Below are 18,961 nucleotides of genomic sequence, written 5' to 3' on the forward strand. Positions count from 1 at the left end.
TGCAACACACTCCACACACTTTTTTTCATATTTTTTTGATATTTGTGGAAAATATGCTGTAAAACAGGGTTTTACAACGGAAACTTTTTGGAAGGGAAGCCGAGAAGAAGGAAAAACCGTACATCTGTATATACGAGCGTACGCGATTACATTTATTTATGCGGCACAAACACGGGCAAATTTCTAACCGAAAGGACGGGAATTTCTATTCGGAGCGTAGCCTGTCACATGCGGTAGGAACAAGCTGCACTTCGGCTTCCGTTTTTAGGGCAATAAAAAAGGGTAAAAAAATGCCTCTTCAGCGGAATTTTACCGAATGAAGAGGCTAAGAACTTTTTTAAATTTTCCGATTAAGTATTTTATCCACCCCTTTTTGAGTTTGTTTCCGGTCTGTTTCCTTGTTTTCACTCGTCAGATAGCCCGCTATCATCCTCGTAAAAACGGAAAAACATCCTCGAAAACAATTCTCAAACCGCAGGCAGAGCAAAATTTAAACAAGCTCTAAGATTAAAAATGATTTATCAATTTTCTAATTGCTTTATTTCATCTTGAGGCGACTCCGGGGTCGTAACCAGCACTTTATCAATACGCGCCCCATCCATATCAACTATTTCGAAAACAAAACCATTCCATTGCATTGTTTCTCCACTTTGCGGCACATGCTGCAAACGGTCGAGAATCAACCCACCCAACGTATGATAATCTGAGTTTTCGAACAGCTCCTGACGGTCGAAATAACACAAGAAGTCATATAAAGGACATTGACCATCCACCAACCATCCGTCGTTATTAACCCGTTTGATAATATCCGGTTCTTCACCGCCTACTTCCATCGAGCCAACCAACCCTTCGAGTATATCGCGCAATGTAATGATACCCATACAAGTACCAAACTCATCACAAACCAATGCCCTGCTTATTTTCTGGGCTTTCATCTGTTCCAAAGCCTTATAAACATTCATGTTTTCATGAAAGAACACCGGTTCGTGGGTCAACTTATTTAAATCGAAATCCGGTTCATGCAGGTGCAAGACCAAATCTTTCAGGTCGACAACCCCTTTCACATGATCTAAATCTCCGTCGGCTATCGGGTAAAATTCAAACATCTGCTTTGCCAGAACCTCTCTTACATCGTGGGCGTTCATAGAAGTATCCAGCCATGCAATCTCGTTTTTATGCGTCATAATAGAACCGACCTTCAAGTCGCCTAATAAAAATACGCGCTGAACAATGTCTTGCTCTACCGGCTGTACTTCTCCGTCCTCCGCTCCTTCTTGAATCATCGACTTGATTTCCTCTTCTGTAACCTTGCTATCCGATTCTTTGATTCCTAAACAATTAAAGATGAATTCCGTACTCTTTGAAAGCAACCAAACAAAAGGTAAAGCAATCTTAGCCAAAAAGCTCATAGGACGGGCAACGGCTTTGGCAGCTTTTTCGGCTATTCCCAATCCGATGCGCTTGGGCACGAGTTCACCAAAAATAATAGAAAGATAAGTAACAATCACTACAATAGTAACCTGCGCCGTAGCAGGAGCATAAACCGCGGGGACTCCCCACGTAATCATATAGCGGGCAAGCTCTTCCGCTATTTTGTTCCCAGAATAAATACCCGTCAGAATACCAATCAGCGTAATGCCTATTTGGACAGTAGAAAGAAAGCGGTCGGGTTCATTTGCCAAGTTAAGTGCTACACGAGCAGATTTGCTGCCTTTTTTTGCGTCTGTTGAAAGCCGAGACTTACGGGCTGATATTAATGCCACCTCGGACATGGCAAAGATACCGTTCAGTACTATCAGACCGATAATAATTATTATTTCATCCATATAAATACTTAATGTTTGGGGCAAAATTAAAATAATGTTCATAGTATTAAAAAACTGAACTTTACAATTATATAGTTTTAACACATTGTATTTTACCGGAAAAGGAGCAAAATTTAAGCGCTTTACATCTCTCAATCCGTATCAGCAAGAGGAATGAGCAAATAAAATATACCAACATCTTGTTAGAAACGGCAGGATGTTTCATCTCAAAAATACCGATTATTTGCGATTGCGGCAGCTTTGATATACCTCTACCTTTGCAGCGAAATAATCAGATATAAAACCTATATAAAAACAAACGACATTGGAAACTAAATTAAAACACTTCACTTTAACATTTTTATGTATAATATGTATATTCCCGTCTACCGCCCAACGGCATCATAAACATGCCTCCAATCGTATCCATTTTACTTTAACAGGCAGAGTGACTTCGACAGATAAAAGCATCATCGATTTTGCAACTGTCTATTTAAAAGGCACGCGATACGGATGTACTACCGACGAAAAGGGGATGTATTATCTCAATGCTCCTGCCGGAACGTACACACTGGCGGTATCTGCCATCGGCTATCAGACTTATGAAAGAAAAATTGAAATCAGCAAAGACAATCCCATAAGGCGCAACATCGAACTGGAAACAGAAGAAACTGAATTGGACGAAGTAGTGATTGTCTCAAACGGAGTGGGGCGTGTAAAGCGTTCGGCTTTCAACGCCGTAGCATTAGACGCAAAAGAAATGCACAATACAACTAAAAACTTAAGTGAAGCTCTTCAAAAGTTACCCGGAATAAAACTCCGCGAGTCAGGCGGAGTGGGCTCGGATATGCAATTAATGTTAGACGGGTTCAGCGGAAAACACGTAAAAGTATTTATAGACGGTGTTCCGCAAGAAGGTACAGGAACTGCATTCGGGCTCAATAACATACCAGTAAACTTTGCCGAGCGCATAGAGGTTTATAAAGGTGTAGTACCCGTAGGTTTCGGCACAGACGCTTTGGGAGGAGTAATCAATATCGTAACAAACAAGAAACGCCGCAACTGGTTTCTTGATGCGTCGTATTCGTACGGTTCATTCAATACCCATAAATCATACGTCCACTTCGGTCAGACGTTTAAAAACGGGCTGACTTATGAGGTCAATGCCTTTCAAAACTTTTCGGACAACAATTACTACATAGACAATTACATTACGGAATTCAGCGAAGATGGCGTAACAGAAAGTACCGACCGCAGTAAAATATATCACGTAAAACGCTTCAACGACCAATTTCACAACGAAGCGATTATCGGGAAAATCGGTGTGGTAGACAAAAAATGGGCCGACCGATTGATGCTGAACTTTACATACAGCAATTTCTATAAAGAGATACAAACAGGAGTTTACCAATATATCGTATTCGGACAAAAGCATCGCAAAGGACATTCTTTCGTTCCGTCGATAGAGTATAGCAAACATAATTTATTTGTGAAGGGGCTGGATGTCATTGCGAATGCCAACTACAATCATAACATCACCCATAACATTGATACGGCTGCCTATAAATACAACTGGTTAGGACAGCGCAAATACACCGGAACTCCCGGCGAACAATCGTATCAGAACAACGAATCGAAAAACATGAACTGGAACGGAACTTTTACAGCCAACTATCGCATTGGTACGGCACATACATTTACGCTGAATCATGTTATCAGTACGTTTAAGCGCACTACACGCTCTTACGTGGGAGGAAGTTCTAAAATCTCCAGCTTTGATATTCCTAAAATCACAAGAAAAAACATCACCGGATTATCTTACCGGCTGATGCCTTCGGAGAAATGGAACTTATCTGTTTTCGGGAAATACTATAACCAATATAATAAAGGTCCTGTGTCGCAAAACGATGACGGCGTAGGAGATTACATCAATCTGTCAAGACATACAAGCTCATTAGGGTATGGAGTTGCGGGAACATACTTTATCATCAAAGACCTTCAGGCTAAACTGTCGTACGAGAAAGCCTATCGGCTCCCTACTACCGATGAGCTTTTCGGAGACGAAGACCTTGAAGCGGGTAAAACCAATCTGCGACCGGAACAGAGCGATAACGTTAATTTCAACCTCAGCTACGGTCGTCAGTTCGGAAAACACGGGCTTTATTTGGAAGGCAGTGTGATATATCGCGATACCAAAGATTACATCAAACGCGGACTGGATGCCATAGGAGGCATGAGTTACGGTATTTACGAAAACCACGGACGGGTAAAAACGAAAGGATTCAACATCTCACTCCGATACAATTATGACCGATGGTTTAATATCGGAGGAACATTCAACAACATCAATGCCCGCGATGACGAACGATACCGTGCCGGAAACACGTTACAAGAAAGCGTCAGCTACGGACAGCGCATTCCCAACCAGCCTTATACGTTTGCCAATTTCGATGCAAACTTTGCTTGGCATGATTTATTCCGCGAAGGAAATACGCTAACGATTGGGTACGATGGTTACTACCAGCATGAGTTCCCGCTCTACTGGGAAGCGCTGGGAGACCCGACCACGAAAAGCCGTGTACCTGACCAACTGTCGCATAACCTTGTTCTCGGTTATTCGATAAAGAACGGACGATACAGTTTTTCTCTCGAATGCAGAAACTTTACCAACGAGAAACTGTATGACAACTTCAGTCTTCAGAAAGCCGGACGCGCTTTTTATGGCAAATTCAAGGTGCATTTCGGAAACTAAAACATATAAATAAAGCAATATTAATCCCTACAAAACCATTCGACCAATGAAAAAGAACAATTTCGTATGGACACTTGCCGCAGCAATGGCTTTCGGCAGTATTTTCACCGCTTGCAGCGACAATAACGAGCCTAATAGCAATAACGGTAATGACAACAAAGATGATAATACCGAAGAAAGCATTCGCCGCTACGTAATAGCAGCAATAGCAGACGATGCGGCTTATCTGCTTACTGCCGAATCGCTGGACGAAGGCGAAGTGACCGGAAGAGGAAACGGAACGGAAACCGAATCGGGCTCAAACTGGATATTCTACCGTGAGAATTATCTGTTTAACTTCCAATATAACGACGGTAATGCAGGTACGGGATTTTCTTACCGCCTGAACTCTTCGGGTACTATCGAAGAAGCGCGCCAATATACCTATAACCGCACTACCACTTACGGTACATGGGGAGACAATGTGATTACAGCCTCAACCAATGCCGGAACTGCTGAAGACGACGGCGAAGGCAATTATGCTTACTACCTTCAGTTCAATTACCTGAATGCAAACGACGGCAGCTCGAAAACGGGCAGTCATATAGCCGAAAACTTCCTCGGAAACGGAGAACGTGTCAGCTTTGCCGGATTCGTAGAAGCCAATGACCGCCTGTATACTTCGGTTGTACCGATGGGAATGAGCCATTATGCTGTCAACACTTATCCGGAATTGATTTCAGATGTCAAACTCATTACAGATCATAGTGGCGGGCAAGGTTCCGGACAGTACACTGCCGGCATGATACCTACCACGCAATATCCCGACAGTGCGTTCATAGCAATTTACAGCGGAGATGATTTCAATGAAACGCCTATCATCGCCCGCACGAACAAGATTGGGTTTGCCAGCGGACGTATGCGCTCACAGTATTATCAGACTATCTGGGCAGCGGATAACGGCGACCTTTATGTGTTCTCTCCCGGATACGGACGTACCACAACGGCTGAAACAACTGTCACCGACACCAATACCGGACAAACGCATACGCTTTATCGCGTTCAAGGGCAACTTCCTTCGGGAGTGGCACGCATCAAGGCGGGAGAAACCGAATTTGATGACAGTTACTATGTTAATCTTGAATTGCAGGGCAACCATAACCCGATGTTCCGCTGCTGGCACATCACTGAAGATTACTTCTTGCTTCAAATGTATAGCGACGGCGCAGAAGGCATGGCGGGCACTTCTGCCAAACGTAACGAGTTGGCTGTATTCAAAGGTGAAGACCAGACGCTGACCGTTGTTACCGGACTGCCTGATGCAAGCGTTCTTTCCAGCTTCGGTACGCCTTGCAGCGACAAGAGGTACGCTTATATCCCTGTGGTCATGACCGACGGAACTACTACGACCATCTATCGAATAGACCCTGCTACGGCTACTGCCACTGCCGGATTGAGCATCAAGTCGGTCGACAGTGTTGCTGCACTGGGAGTTCTGTCTTCGTCCAAATAATTGGGTAAAACACTGATTACAGACTCTGAATAAGATGAATAAAATATACAGAAAACTCCATCTCTGGTTGGCTGTCCCGACGGGCATATTGATTTCGGTCATTTGCCTGTCGGGGGCAGCACTCGTTTTCGAGCAAGACATCACACAGGCACTCAACCCACATTTATACCGTTCGGAGCCTCAAACCAAATTCTTACAGCCTTCCGAAATTGCTGCCCGCATCCGTGAGCAGATGCCGGATTCGCTTTCACTGTCTTCCTTGCAAATGCCGGGAGAGGCGGACGGCGTGTGCATGGCAAGTTTTAAAAATGCCGGGCGGAGGACGTTGAGCGTAAATCCTTACACGGGCGATGTAAACGGATGGACCAAGAGTTATCCGTTCTTTCAAACCATGCGCAAACTGCACCGGTGGTTAATGAATCCTCCCGCACAAAAAGGCGAAAAGTCGGTGGGGAAAGTCGTGGTGGGCATAACCACACTCGTTATGGTATTTATCCTCGTCAGCGGACTCATCGTATGGATTCCGCGCAACCGGAAAGCATTGAAAAACCGGCTGAAGGTTTCATACAGCAAGGGGTGGAGACGTTTTTGGTACGACAGCCACGTTTCATTGGGATTTTACGCCACTATTTTCTTACTGATAATGGCGCTGACCGGACTGACGTGGTCGTTCGGATGGTATCGAACGGCTGCTTACTCGCTTTTCGGAGGCGGACAGCAGCAAACATCTGCTCCGGGCAAGGCTAACGGCAAACAGACCGGTAAAAAACAAGCGTTCGACTATAACGTATGGGATAACGTATTCCATGAATTACAAAACCGTTATCCGGCCTACCAAAACATTACCTTAGCTATCGGTAATGCACAAGTATCGCCTTACACCCATTCATCGATGCGCAAAACAGACCGCGTTACGTTTAATCAGCAGACGGGAGAAATAAAAAAGATTACCCGTTACAAGGAGTTGCCCCCCTCGCAAACCCTGAAAGGGTGGTTTTACGCCGTCCATACCGGAAGCTGGGGAGGCATGATTACCAAAATACTTTATTTTATAGCCGCACTAATCGGAGGCGTTTTGCCGCTAAGCGGTTATTACTTGTGGATGAAGCGAAAACATTACATCTGAATCCTTTTTTCTTGCAGTGCTGTATTTACTTGAACAACAAGCAAATACAGCATTCGCTTTTCTTCGGAAAACGCAACCGCATAGACTTCCTGTTTCTACCCGATAAACCACTCAACGCTACCCATAGCGTTGCCCTGTTCTATGGGAAGCGTTTCAGAGCCGTTTCCATACCCGTAAGAATAGTCTTTAATCGGCTTCTTATAAAAATCAGCCGGGCTCCTGTCTTGTTTATACATATTTCGTTATCTTTGCATATTGTAATGACTATTTGCAACACACCATGAAGCGTATACAGTTAATTCCGCCCAAACAGATAGATGTAACCATCCAACTGCCTTCTTCGAAAAGCATTTGTAACCGTGCGTTAATCATCAATGCGCTTGCCCACGGGAATACCCAGCCGGAAAACCTTTCGGACTGCGACGACACGCAAGTGATGATACGTGCGCTCACCAACATGCCGCCTACCATCGACATCCATGCGGCAGGAACGGCAATGCGCTTTCTCACGGCTTATTTAGCTGTGACCGAAGGTACACACGTCATTACGGGAACGGAACGGATGCAACAACGCCCCATCCGGATTTTGGTAGACGCGCTACGCTCTTTGGGAGCTGAGATAGAGTATACGAAAAACGAAGGATATCCCCCCTTGAAAATCAACGGGCGACAACTGACAGGCAGCGAAATCTCTCTGCCGGGTAACGTCAGTTCGCAATACATCTCTGCCCTGCTGATGATAGCTCCCACACAAAAAAAAGGCCTGCAACTGACGCTTACGGGCGACATCATATCGCGCCCTTACATCGACCTGACGCTGGAACTCATGCGGCAGTTTGGCGCAAAAGCTCAATGGACGGACAATAACCGGCTGAAGGTAGACACCGGAGGGTACCAGCCCCGCCGCTTTACGGTAGAAAGCGACTGGAGTGCAGCCTCGTATTGGTATGAGATAGTATCCCTTTCAGAGCAGGCTGCCGTACGGTTGCCCCGCCTGTCGGAACACAGCTTGCAGGGCGACTCAAAGGTGGCGGAGCTGTTCGGGCTGTTAGGAGTAAGCACTACGTATCTGTCAGACGAGGTAATATTACGGAAAGAAGGGGAAACCGTATCGCGCTTGGAGTACGATTTCATCAACCAGCCCGATTTGGCACAGACCTTCGTGGTTACGTGTGCGATGTTAAACGTACCTTTCCGCTTCACCGGATTGCAAAGTCTGAAAATAAAAGAAACCGACCGCATCAGCGCACTGATGACGGAAATGAAAAAATTAGGCTATGTACTGACAGAAAACAACGGCTCGGAACTGTCGTGGGAAGGGGAACGGTGTGAAGCAGACACCAATCCTGCCATCGATACGTACGAAGACCACCGCATGGCGATGGCATTTGCTCCGGCAATCCTCCGCCTGAAAAACTTACGCATCAACCATCCCGAAGTGGTGAGCAAATCTTATCCACACTATTGGGAAAACCTGTCGGCAGCCGGATTTGGCATCATAGAAGAATAACGTTATGGGAATACTGATTGTCATACTGATAGGAGTGGTTTTATTCGGACTGGCGGTAGGTTACGCCTATAACCGAAAGATTCAAAAGAAAATCGACCGCGGCGAACTGAAAGAAGCTCCCCCCGTTATAACGGTAGACAGCGAATGTTGCGGACAGCATGAAGTGTGCGAAAAAGAAAGCCTGCTTGCCGCCGTAAGCAAAGAGATAGAGTATTACGACGATGAAGAACTAGACCGCTTCAAGGGACGTCCGTCGGACGGATATTCCGAAAAAGAGATTGACGAGTTCAGGGAAATAATGTATACCATGAAAGAAGAAGAGGTGGCCGGATGGTGTCGCAGCCTGCAACTGCGCAACGTGGAACTGCCTGACGAACTGAAAGACGAGCTTTTCCTGATAGTAGGAGAAAGAAGATTTAAAAACTGAATCGACAGAAACTAACGATGAGTAATTTACTTGAACTATTCCAATATACTTTCTTCCAACACGCCCTGTTGGGAAGCCTGTTTGCCAGCATCGCCTGCGGAATCATAGGCACTTACATCGTTACACGCCGGCTGGTTTTCATCAGTGGCGGAATAACCCACGCCTCGTTCGGTGGCATCGGCATCGGTCTTTACACGGGTATCTCTCCCCTATTGGCGGCTGCGGTATTTTCTACACTGTCGGCGTTCGGGGTAGAATGGCTCAGCAAACGGAGCGACATGCGCGAAGATTCCGCCATCGCCGTGTTCTGGACATTCGGTATGGCAATCGGAATTATATTCAGTTTCCTTGCACCGGGTTTCACGCCCGACCTTTCTTCATACCTGTTCGGGAATATTCTGACCATTACGCAGGGAGACATCTGGATACTGGCGATACTGAGCATCGTGCTTATCGCATTTTTCACGCTCTTCATGCGTCCCATCATCGCCATCGCTTTCGACCGCGAATTTGCACGCTCGCAACAAATGCCCGTAGCCTTGTTCGAATACATCCTCATGATGTTCATCGCCCTCACCATCGTGGCATGTCTGCGCATGGTAGGCATCGTGCTTGCCATCTCGCTGCTCACACTTCCGCAAATGACTGCCAACCTGTTTACATACAGCTTCAAGCGCATCATCGGGCTGTCTATCCTTATAGGCTATATAGGCTGCCTCGGAGGGCTTTTGCTGTCTTACCAGCTACAAGTACCCTCAGGAGCAGCCATCATATTTGTGTCTATCTTGATATATACCGGAGCCAAACTCTATAAACAGTTCCGGTAAGGGTTACGGTTATTTACCACCGATAAACTGTTCGGCACGTCCCGGCGAAAGTAACTCCCACAAAGAAGCAACTACCCATCCCGGAGCAAAGATATCGTTGTAATAACCCTTGCCATTCTTTCCGTAATCCCAATTCGTGTGCTGAACCACTTCCGGATAAAATCCTTTTTTGGCAATGCCGCATAAATGTCCCTCGTAAGGCAATAACTGGCGCATCGACGAACTGATCACATCGGCAAAATCAGCAAACCTCGGTTCGTCATATACCTCCGACAACCAGCGAAGCACATCGGCAAAATCGAATACAAAAACATCGATGTGGTTATTTTCTACCGAAACATTTCCCCATCCGCGTGTTTTCAAACCAATGTCGCCCAGCATCTGACCTTTGGCAAACGGAACATCCCACGTATAATACCACGACAAAGCAAAATAGGCAGCCTTTTTCGCCAGCTCTGCATAATGTGACCGTTCTTCTCCTTTGGTAGCCAATGCCAGATAATAAGCAGCAGTGGAAGCATAAAGCGACGCCTCTTTATCCTCACAATTCGCATCAAGCGTAGAAGAGAAATAGTCGGCTTTCGAAATCAGTTCGTTTTCCAGATAAGCCACCGAACGTTTTGCCGACTCTAAGTAACGCTTATCTTTAAAATATTTAGATCCCATCACCAAAGGCAAAGTGGCAGACGGCGTACTTCCTCCGCTCTTATCTACTACCGATAAATCGTCGTTAAACTTGCGCGGGAAACTTCCGTCCGCATTCTGCAAACGTAAGAAAGTATCAAGCATACCCTTCAGCCGATTTTCCCATTCAGGATGCTTGCGCCCTTGCTGTTTCTCGTAATTTAAATAATACAGAGCAGCATATACTCCCTCCGACTGCCGGCGGATGCTATGTACAGGTTCTGCCTCGTTGCGTTTATAATGAATAACCTCATGGAAAAAACCGGCATCAGAGAAACCATGTTCCAGATACGAATCGAATATAGCATTGGCGTTGGCAACCAAATCGTTGCGATGTTTGGCTTCGCCGTACTCTAAAGTGTTGAAAGCATTCAGTAAGGTACGTCCTACGAAACCCACTTCTGCCACATCCAGCTTTTCACAGTCTGCCGTACGCAACTCAACTCCCGAATAATATTTAGCCGGCGTATCACTTACGAAACTTTCTACAAAAAAATTGCTTAACACGTCTTTCATAATCTCATCGGTATAAGGCGTTTCTACCGGAACAGGCTTGTACAAGTCGTAACAATATTCCCATGCCTGTTTCACGCAGTCAGAGAAATCAGTCGGCGCGTTTTCATTGATTTCCCACGTCAACGTCATGCTTTCTCCTTTGGCAAGATACTGATATGCCTCAACCGACGGAGCCAACGTCAGTTTACGAATATACGTTTTAGGAGTTTCGCGATACGGAAATCCAAACGAAAGTGCCGCTATTCCTCCGTTATTCTCAAATCCCGTATAGCCCACCGATGTTTTTCCGGAAAGTATTACTTCGCCCTCCTTATGGGTAGTCAATGCATCCGTTTCAAACTTATCCAACCGGGCTACCGACCACGATTTGTTGTTTTTTTCATCGAAGATGGTAGTCATCGGACTACTCAAACGGTCCTCTCGCACCGTCCAGCTGTCCGAAGTATGGAAAGAAGGAGCTTCCTTCGGAGAACGTAAGTTGCGCCGATACCAGAAACCGGGCATATAAAACAAACAATCATCATGCTTTGCTCCGCTCTTTATCTCTTCGCCATAGTTGAAATAAACATCCTCTGATGCCACAATAAATAAGGTAATCCGTTTCGTATCTTCATCCCCCGAAACTTTCTGATAAATCATTACGGGCAGTTTTTCATTGCTTACCAACTGATAATTGAATTCACTCTGACGAAGTTCCTGAAATGTTAACGGATAACGTACTGCGTTGTTTCCCGGAACTTTCAATGAGATGGAAGCCGTCACATTAACCGGAGTATACTCAATGGCACTCGCTCCTAATGTACCTGCCAGCAAAACAACGCTACAAAATACTTTCTTCAAAATCATAAGCTCTGTGTTTTCTTTATTTTTTATAAGGTTTGATTACTTCATTCGCATTAACGGAAATATCATAAATTCCCGCGTCACTTTTCTTGAGATGCAAAGGAACAATGCGTGTTTTACGGGGAGACACTGCGGTATCGGAAGCATGTACATGATAAACATAATAGTACTTCCCAACAGAATCGGTAAAAATATCCCCGTGTCCGGTTCCGTTTTCCTTTACTATATCACGATGGATAATCGGATTGCCACTGTATTTCTTCCACGGCCCTAAAGGAGAAGAAGCAGTAGCATAGCCTACAGCATAATCAATATTCATAAAATGATTTGCCGAATAAAACAAATAATAAACTCCATCCAGCTTTATTACAGTAGGACCTTCCATTATGGGATCGGATACATAGTTCGGCGTATTCTCCCACGCCTCTGTACAGTCTAAACACTTTTTCAGTGTTTCCGGTTTGATTGCTCTCTTTTGCAAATCGAATTCGCCTACCCAAATATAGTTTCCGTGATTAAAACGGACGTGATACAAATAATATTTTCCATCATCGTCTTTAAAAAGAAACGAATCGATGTTCTTTTCACTGCCGTCTATCGGTTTTATGGTGTTCTGCACAAAAGGACCTTTCCACGAATCGGCTTCTGCCAATACGGTTTGTTCATTCGCCGTATAAGTCAGATAACAATGAGTTCCGTCTCTAAACCACTGTGGAGCCCAAAAGCCTTTGTCACCAAAAACGTTATCGCCTTCTTTTAATAAATATTGGACAGAATCGCCCGTCATCACCTCCCATGTTCTTAAATCGGCAGACTCTAACATCGTAAATCCTTGAGGGTGGTTGTCACCAGTACCCGTCAGATAATACTTTCCGTTCTCCCTGGTAATCGTAGGATCGGCAAAAGCAATCTCTTCGCCATCACTTTCTGCAACTTGCTTTTTCGCAGTACCCGACGAGCACCCTGACAATACAGCGCTACACGCCACTATACCTAATAAATATTGATATTTCATTAATTTCCAATTATCTTTAATCCTACTACAATACCGGTTTCTCTGATTCCAATGACGGAGAATTTGTTTTTACAGAAGGCCAATCGTCCTCCCAAACAATTTTATCCAACATCAGCACACGACCATCCGGGTCTGACACTTTGACTGCATGATAGAACATCCAATCGTCACCGGCTTTATCGGTTACAATTTCCGAATTATGTCCGGTTCCTACAAAACTTTCATTCTTTTGAATCAGAATTTCATGATGATTATCCGACATGCTTCTCCCCTGCTTGTCAAAATAAGGGCCGAAAAGTTTATCAGAACGTCCTACCACCGTGGTATAGGTACTCTTTATGCCCTCGCAGCATCGCCCTATCGAAGCAAACAAATAATAATATCCGTCGCGCTTATGAATGTATGTTCCTTCATACGCATCACCTGCCACCTGTACCGGCTTAGCCCCTTCTTTCACTTTCAAACCGTCATCCGACAATTCGATGCCATATATTCCGTGAAAACTTCCCCAAAACAGATACTTCTTTCCGCCGTCTTCTATATAAAAAGGGTCGATTGAATTTTGGACATTTATCCCATTACTGCGGAACATCATCCCACAATCTTTAAACTTCCCTGCTGGAGTATCAGCCACCGCACAACCGATTCCGCAAGTCCATTCGCCACCCCATACCGACATGGAGTAGTAAAGCACATATTTATCGCCTATCTTATTAATGTCGGGAGCCCACAGTCCCCCTTTAGGTTCAAAGTCAGGACGGGTTTCGTCAGTAAAAGCTGTGCCTACCAGCTCCCAATTCACTAAATCTTTCGAACGGTGTATCGGCAGGTTCCGAATGTCTTCCGTAGCATAAAGATAATAATACCCGTCGTCTCCCTTAATAACAGAAGGGTCAGGCAAACTATAATCCACAACCGGATTTGTATAAGTATTTTCTGCCATCAGCCCCGCCGAATACGACAGAAAAGAAAGTAACAAAAGTTTTATTTGCATATTCATCATGTTTTAATTGTACATTACAAATGTAGCATACATATCAAAAACAAATGGCGACAAAAGAAGCAAATCATGAAACAATCTGACCAAAATAAGTCTATTAAGGGCTTTCCAACAGAGATTATGAGATTTCGTCCGACCCGAAAGCATGATTGTACCCCGATTCGGGCGGAACAAACATAGGATATAAAAACAAAAAAACCGCTGAACTTTCAGCGGTTCTTCTTATTGGAAGCGGAGAGACAGGATTATGAACCTGCTCTCCTATATCCTTGAAATTCAATTCGTTTTCAAAATGTCAATGCCTTAGGGGGTACAACTTAGGTTGCAAAAAAGACTGAATTTTGTCTGTTCTTGGCTTTTTGTTGTCTGCCTAAAACTTCGGTTCAAAGATACGACTTTATTTTGAACTGTGCAAATCGTTGAAAATAAATCTTCTATGCTTAGTGCAAGGTGCAAGCTATATATAGATATATACTTGCACCTTGCACTAAAATGTCCCTTTTATTCTATTCGATGTAAAACACTTCCTGTATTTTTGCTCATTCACTAATATATTTATAAAATGCAGTCATTCAAAATAATACAGCCATCACCGATATTACGTAGTTACATTCGCCATTATTGGATATTAGAAAGTGATATGATAAATGCTACGACCGAACGTACATTCCCATTAGGTTGCATACAAATATTCTTTCACAAGAAGAAACAATTATTCTCGCAAACTTACCATAAAATGCAACCACAAAATTTCATTTGCGGACAAGAAAATGGATATACTGATATTTGTGCAAATGGAGATATAGAAATGCTTGTTGTCGTGTTTCAACCATATGCGGCAAAGATATTTTTTCGGCAACCATTATCCCTTTTCCAAGGAGAAAATATAGCGATAGAGGATGTCGAAGATAGGGAATTAACCGAACTTACCCACAAAATAGCTGATACAGAAAACAACATTCATTGTATAAATTTGATAGAACAATTCCTATTGCATCGTTTAGTTGCATGTTCAGACTATAATATAGATAGACTTTCTACTGTAATCCAAAACATTAACCTTAACCCATACCTTGATGTTTGCAAATTAGCGAATACTGCGTGCCTAAGCACAAAACAATTCACACGGGTTTTTACGGAATATATTGGAACTTCACCAAAAAAATTTCTACGGATTATAAGAGTGCAACGGTCTTTATTCTTGTTACAGCAAAATCCTCAATATAATTTTGCGCAAGTAGCTTATAGTTGTGGTTTTTCCGACCAATCACACATGATAAGAGATTTTAAACTGTTTACAGGATATACACCATTAGAATACCTATCAGTTTATACTCCAATATCTGATTATTTTTCTGACTCGTAAGAATGTCCGTATTCTTCTATCTATGTCTTTATGGCAATCGTAATTTTGCAATGTCTTAGCGCAGGACAAAGTAAAGTAATAACTAAAAGAAAAAAGAACATGAAGAATTTAATTGCATTCTTTGAAATCCCCGTTACTGACTTCTACGAATCGGTAAATTTTTATCAAGCGATCTTTGGGATGGAACTTATGGTAGCCGAATACAGCAATGAGAAAATGGCTTGTTTTGTACAGAACGGACAAACAGTTGGTGCAATATCCTATGCACCTGACTTCAAACCCTCAGAGCATGGTGTATTAATTCACTTTAATTGTGAAGATATTGACTGGTCAATCCAGCAAGTACTGAAATATGGTGGCAGGATAGCGATTCCTAAGACAAAAATCCAAGCAGAAGGAAAGGGATATTTTGCCGTATTCGCTGATCCCGCCGGCAATCGCATAGGACTTTATACAGACTAACACGTGTTGATAGATTAAAATATGGCTGCAAGTTATTCTATTTGCAGCTATATTTTTGCTCATTACCAATAACAAACGACAAAAAGCCTTACCTTTGTAAAATGATTCAAGAGGACTTCAAATTTTACAAACCTTGCAAGGAGTTACAACCTTACGTCAGGTATTATTGGGTATTCAAAAGCAATCAACCGCTGAATACCCTTACTTTTCCTATTGGTTGTCCTCAAATCATTTTCCACAAACAAACACCGCTCTATATACCAGAGTTAAAAACCTCCCAATCGGAATTTAGCATCAGCGGTCAGGTAAATTATCCTTCCCATTTATATGCGGATGGAAATGTGGAAATGATAGTGGTTGTGTTTCAGCCATACGTTCTAAAAGCCTTCTTGAATATGCCCATATCTTTATTACATAATCAAGAGATTTCCGGTTATGACATTGAAAACGCAAAATTAAAACAACTGGCTGCGCAAATCTTTAATTATGAAGATACCAACTCATGTATTACAATAATAGAGCAATGGCTGTTATCTCGAATAATAGACGCATTGACTTCAAAAACTACATGCAATCTCAAAAGAATAGCTTCCGCAATCCAACAACTATTCACCATGCCTGCCATTTCCGTCACAGAACTGGCTTCTACTGTCTGTTTGAGCAAAAAACAATTTGAACGTCTGTTCAATGAGCTGGTAGGTGCGAATCCGAAGGAATATGCAAGAATAGTTCGTTTCCAGAAATCATTGAAATTGCTACAGTATTACACAGAAGATGCAAATCTGGCTCAAATTGCATATCAATGTGGTTACGCTGACCAATCGCATTTTATCCGGGAGTTTAAACAATTTAGCGGTTATACGCCATTGTCTTTGTTAAACGTATGCAAACCTTATTCCGATTTGTTTAACAACCCTATATAATGTCCCTTTTATTCTATCCATAGTTTGATAGCCGACTTACCTTTGCTCTGATTAAACTTAAAATGAATGATAGAATGAAAGAAGTAAATCCAAAAGAAACACCCCGTGCCTATGCATTTGAATTGTGGATGAATGCCCCCATGCCCATGCTCACCTTTTTCAAGACCATAGATGTTACTCGTCTAACCCAAATAAGCAAACGAACAAGGCTAAAGTTCAATATGTTGATGTGCTGGTGTATCGGAAAAGCAGCAAGCGACATAAAAGAGTTCTATATGCTTCCTGTTGACAAGAAGTTAATGCAATACGACAATCTAGCTGTCTGTTCTATTGTAGCCAATCGGGAGGGCGAAGTTAGTTCCTGCGATATTCCTTTTTCCGATAATTTGCAGCAGTTCAATACTGATTATCTGAGACTGACGAAGCAAGTTGCTGAAAGTTGCCAAAATTATGACCTAACGGACAGCATGGTCATTGGTACATCTGCTCTTGCTCAATATGAGATAGATGGAGCTGTAGGTATGTACAGCGGTGTGTTCAATAATCCGTTTTTAATTTGGGGTAAATACAAACGAAGGTTGTGGAAGCGTACATTGACTGTCTCTTTTCAGTTTCACCATACACAAATGGATGGCGCACATGCTTCCCGTTTTTTGGAAAATCTGCAAAAAGAAATCAAGAACTTGGAGGTATAATCAAGAACAAATGCTATCTTTGCAATACTAACAAAAAATAGAGTTGTTCAACCCATATGAAATGGCAAGTGTGCATATAGCTACGCTTAACGGATAGCATTTTAGTCATAGCTATTCAGCAACGGACAGGCTTATAATAGGTTTGTCCTTTCTTGTTTTGCCATTATTCCAAATTTATAATTATGCGATGTGTCATGCCGCCCTTGTGCAGCAGGACTTGTCGTATCACATCAAGTTGAACAATGAACTATACATATAAGAATATTTGGCTCATCAACTTTCCCGTAATGATGAGCATCCTTATCGAACAACTTATCAATATTACCGATGCTATTTTCTTGGGGCATGTAGGAGAAATAGAACTGGGTGCATCCGCCCTTGCCGGGATTTGGTATCTGGCTATCTATATGCTTGGTTTCGGTTTCAGTTTGGGTTTACAGGTCGTTATCGCACGGCGTAACGGTGAACGGCATTATTCCGAAACAGGGAAGACATTTTTTCAAGGATTGTTTTTCCTGTCGGGACTTGCTGTCTTTTTGTATTTGTTCTCCAGACTGTTTTCCCCGATTATTCTAAGTAGGCTGATTACTTCTACGGAAGTCTATCATGCTGTAATTGATTATTTGGACGGACGAATTTGGGGAGTATTGTTCTCCTTTCCGTTCCTTGCTTTACGTTCGTTCATGGTCGGTATTACCTATACAAAAGCCTTGAACATGGCGGCTCTGACAGCCGTATTAGTGAACATTCCAAGTAATTGGCTGCTCATATTCCATTGGAACATGGGAATAGCAGGTGCAGCCATCGCATCGTCTTTTGCCGAAGCGTGTTCGTTGGCAGTGTTGGCAATTCGTGTTTCACGTAAAATGGATAAAAGGCTTTATGGCTTGTCTTGGAGCTTCGACAAAGGTGTATTACTCCATGTTTGTCGTGTATCCGTTTGGAGCATGTTCCATTCGTTTATCAGCGTAGCCCCTTGGTTTCTGTTTTTCGTAGCAATAGAACATTTGGGAGAATTGCAACTTGCAGTGGCAAACATTCTCCGAAACATATCTGCCTTGTTCTTTGTCATTGTCAATTCTTTTGCCGCCACAACTGGCTCGTTGGTAAGCAATCTGATTGGAGCAAACGAAAGAGAACAAGTGTTTCCGCTATGCAGCAGGGTTATACGATTAGGCTATGCCATCGGCTTACCGCTGATTACGCTTGCGTTGGTATTCCATCAGCCTGTTGTCAGTGTCTATACAGATAATTCGAATATCGTACAAACTGCATGGTTGCCGTTTGTGGTCATGTTGCTTAACTACGTCTTTGCCTTACCCGGTTATGTCTATATGAATTCTGTAACGGGAACAGGAGCAACACGGACAGCTTTCATCTTTCAGGCGACAACCATTGTCGCCTATCTGCTCTACCTGTGGGGATTGAGCTATTGGGATGTACCCCTTGCCGTTTATTGGACGGTAGAATACTTGTTCGTGATTGGACTTGGGGTGCAGTCTGTTATTTATCTTAAAT

Annotated in this window: 17 protein-coding genes; 12 read left to right on the plus strand and 5 right to left on the minus strand. The window is 43.3% G+C overall.

Annotated features, from left to right (window positions below; genetic code table 11):
• On the plus strand, nt 1-187 hold a 187-nt coding region (locus M3085_RS13380; RefSeq protein ID WP_249053277.1), incomplete at its 5' end, for a hypothetical protein.
• Between the two features lie 334 nt (nt 188-521).
• On the opposite strand, the gene M3085_RS13385 is transcribed toward M3085_RS13380, so the two are convergent.
• Nucleotides 522-1,826: a hemolysin family protein gene (locus tag M3085_RS13385; protein WP_249053278.1), complete on the minus strand. Its 1,305-nt coding sequence runs from the start codon at nt 1,824-1,826 to the stop codon at nt 522-524.
• 304 nt (nt 1,827-2,130) lie between these two features.
• Between M3085_RS13385 and M3085_RS13390 the strand changes: the two genes are divergently transcribed.
• Genes M3085_RS13390 through M3085_RS13400 form a run of 3 tightly spaced genes read left to right on the plus strand, consistent with a single transcriptional unit; the run spans nt 2,131 to nt 7,175 of the window.
• Complete coding sequence (locus tag M3085_RS13390; protein WP_262921579.1) at nt 2,131-4,557, plus strand: TonB-dependent receptor; 2,427 nt, start codon at nt 2,131-2,133, stop codon at nt 4,555-4,557.
• A gap of 46 nt (nt 4,558-4,603) precedes the next feature.
• Entirely contained in the window at nt 4,604-6,049 is a 1,446-nt protein-coding gene (locus tag M3085_RS13395; protein WP_249053280.1) for a DUF4374 domain-containing protein, read from the plus strand.
• A gap of 34 nt (nt 6,050-6,083) precedes the next feature.
• Complete coding sequence (locus tag M3085_RS13400; protein ID WP_178257407.1) at nt 6,084-7,175, plus strand: PepSY-associated TM helix domain-containing protein; 1,092 nt, start codon at nt 6,084-6,086, stop codon at nt 7,173-7,175.
• A 95-nt stretch (nt 7,176-7,270) separates the two neighbouring features.
• Here the strand turns inward: M3085_RS13400 and M3085_RS13405 are convergent, their stop codons facing one another.
• Nucleotides 7,271-7,411: a hypothetical protein gene (locus M3085_RS13405; protein ID WP_178257408.1), complete on the minus strand. Its 141-nt coding sequence runs from the start codon at nt 7,409-7,411 to the stop codon at nt 7,271-7,273.
• Between the two features lie 44 nt (nt 7,412-7,455).
• On the opposite strand from M3085_RS13405, the gene M3085_RS13410 reads away from it, so the two are divergent.
• The 3 genes from M3085_RS13410 to M3085_RS13420 are packed head-to-tail and all read left to right on the plus strand — an operon-like array spanning nt 7,456 to nt 9,939.
• Nucleotides 7,456-8,685 (plus strand): 3-phosphoshikimate 1-carboxyvinyltransferase, encoded by a 1,230-nt coding sequence (locus tag M3085_RS13410; protein ID WP_204500877.1) that lies wholly within the window; start codon nt 7,456-7,458, stop codon nt 8,683-8,685.
• A gap of 4 nt (nt 8,686-8,689) precedes the next feature.
• A complete protein-coding gene (locus M3085_RS13415) occupies nt 8,690-9,112 on the plus strand; it encodes a phospholipase (RefSeq protein WP_178257410.1) in 423 nt (140 codons plus the stop codon).
• 17 nt (nt 9,113-9,129) lie between these two features.
• Nucleotides 9,130-9,939: a metal ABC transporter permease gene (locus tag M3085_RS13420; RefSeq protein ID WP_178257411.1), complete on the plus strand. Its 810-nt coding sequence runs from the start codon at nt 9,130-9,132 to the stop codon at nt 9,937-9,939.
• A gap of 9 nt (nt 9,940-9,948) precedes the next feature.
• On the opposite strand, the gene M3085_RS13425 is transcribed toward M3085_RS13420, so the two are convergent.
• The 3 genes from M3085_RS13425 to M3085_RS13435 are packed head-to-tail and all read right to left on the minus strand — an operon-like array spanning nt 9,949 to nt 13,940.
• On the minus strand, nt 9,949-11,985 hold the full coding sequence (locus M3085_RS13425; protein WP_249053281.1) for a hypothetical protein: 2,037 nt from the start codon (nt 11,983-11,985) through the stop codon (nt 9,949-9,951).
• Between the two features lie 16 nt (nt 11,986-12,001).
• On the minus strand, nt 12,002-12,997 hold the full coding sequence (locus M3085_RS13430) for a glycoside hydrolase family 43 protein (RefSeq protein ID WP_249053282.1): 996 nt from the start codon (nt 12,995-12,997) through the stop codon (nt 12,002-12,004).
• A gap of 25 nt (nt 12,998-13,022) precedes the next feature.
• Nucleotides 13,023-13,940 carry a family 43 glycosylhydrolase gene (locus M3085_RS13435; RefSeq protein ID WP_249053288.1) on the minus strand — a complete coding sequence of 306 codons (918 nt, stop codon included), beginning with the start codon at nt 13,938-13,940 and terminating at the stop codon, nt 13,023-13,025.
• A gap of 619 nt (nt 13,941-14,559) precedes the next feature.
• On the opposite strand from M3085_RS13435, the gene M3085_RS13440 reads away from it, so the two are divergent.
• The 5 genes from M3085_RS13440 to M3085_RS13460 form a co-directional block, all read left to right on the plus strand.
• Nucleotides 14,560-15,363: a helix-turn-helix domain-containing protein gene (locus tag M3085_RS13440; RefSeq protein WP_249053283.1), complete on the plus strand. Its 804-nt coding sequence runs from the start codon at nt 14,560-14,562 to the stop codon at nt 15,361-15,363.
• 99 nt (nt 15,364-15,462) lie between these two features.
• Nucleotides 15,463-15,825 carry a VOC family protein gene (locus M3085_RS13445; protein WP_249053284.1) on the plus strand — a complete coding sequence of 121 codons (363 nt, stop codon included), beginning with the start codon at nt 15,463-15,465 and terminating at the stop codon, nt 15,823-15,825.
• A gap of 101 nt (nt 15,826-15,926) precedes the next feature.
• Nucleotides 15,927-16,748 carry a helix-turn-helix domain-containing protein gene (locus M3085_RS13450; protein ID WP_249053285.1) on the plus strand — a complete coding sequence of 274 codons (822 nt, stop codon included), beginning with the start codon at nt 15,927-15,929 and terminating at the stop codon, nt 16,746-16,748.
• Between the two features lie 74 nt (nt 16,749-16,822).
• Nucleotides 16,823-17,443, plus strand: coding sequence for a CatA-like O-acetyltransferase, family 2 (locus M3085_RS13455; protein ID WP_249053286.1), 621 nt, complete (start codon nt 16,823-16,825; stop codon nt 17,441-17,443).
• Between the two features lie 242 nt (nt 17,444-17,685).
• Nucleotides 17,686-18,961 (plus strand): MATE family efflux transporter (locus tag M3085_RS13460; protein WP_249053287.1); only part of this gene is annotated, 1,276 nt, incomplete at its 3' end.

The organism is Bacteroides caecicola, from assembly GCF_023337095.1.
GTDB classification, from domain to species: Bacteria; Bacteroidota; Bacteroidia; order Bacteroidales; family Bacteroidaceae; genus Phocaeicola; species Phocaeicola gallinarum.

Excerpts from the sequence above, each read along its gene's own strand:
- M3085_RS13385 (WP_249053278.1), bottom strand. The coding sequence starts at position 1,826 with ATGGATGAAATAATAATTATTATCGGTCTGATAGTACTGAACGGTATC.
- M3085_RS13395 (WP_249053280.1), top strand. The coding sequence starts at position 4,604 with ATGAAAAAGAACAATTTCGTATGGACACTTGCCGCAGCAATGGCTTTC.
- M3085_RS13400 (WP_178257407.1), top strand. The coding sequence starts at position 6,084 with ATGAATAAAATATACAGAAAACTCCATCTCTGGTTGGCTGTCCCGACG.
- M3085_RS13405 (WP_178257408.1), bottom strand. The coding sequence starts at position 7,411 with ATGTATAAACAAGACAGGAGCCCGGCTGATTTTTATAAGAAGCCGATT.
- M3085_RS13410 (WP_204500877.1), top strand. The coding sequence starts at position 7,456 with ATGAAGCGTATACAGTTAATTCCGCCCAAACAGATAGATGTAACCATC.
- M3085_RS13415 (WP_178257410.1), top strand. The coding sequence starts at position 8,690 with ATGGGAATACTGATTGTCATACTGATAGGAGTGGTTTTATTCGGACTG.
- M3085_RS13420 (WP_178257411.1), top strand. The coding sequence starts at position 9,130 with ATGAGTAATTTACTTGAACTATTCCAATATACTTTCTTCCAACACGCC.
- M3085_RS13425 (WP_249053281.1), bottom strand. The coding sequence starts at position 11,985 with ATGATTTTGAAGAAAGTATTTTGTAGCGTTGTTTTGCTGGCAGGTACA.
- M3085_RS13430 (WP_249053282.1), bottom strand. The coding sequence starts at position 12,997 with ATGAAATATCAATATTTATTAGGTATAGTGGCGTGTAGCGCTGTATTG.
- M3085_RS13435 (WP_249053288.1), bottom strand. The coding sequence starts at position 13,940 with ATGGCAGAAAATACTTATACAAATCCGGTTGTGGATTATAGTTTGCCT.
- M3085_RS13440 (WP_249053283.1), top strand. The coding sequence starts at position 14,560 with ATGCAGTCATTCAAAATAATACAGCCATCACCGATATTACGTAGTTAC.
- M3085_RS13445 (WP_249053284.1), top strand. The coding sequence starts at position 15,463 with ATGAAGAATTTAATTGCATTCTTTGAAATCCCCGTTACTGACTTCTAC.
- M3085_RS13450 (WP_249053285.1), top strand. The coding sequence starts at position 15,927 with ATGATTCAAGAGGACTTCAAATTTTACAAACCTTGCAAGGAGTTACAA.
- M3085_RS13455 (WP_249053286.1), top strand. The coding sequence starts at position 16,823 with ATGAAAGAAGTAAATCCAAAAGAAACACCCCGTGCCTATGCATTTGAA.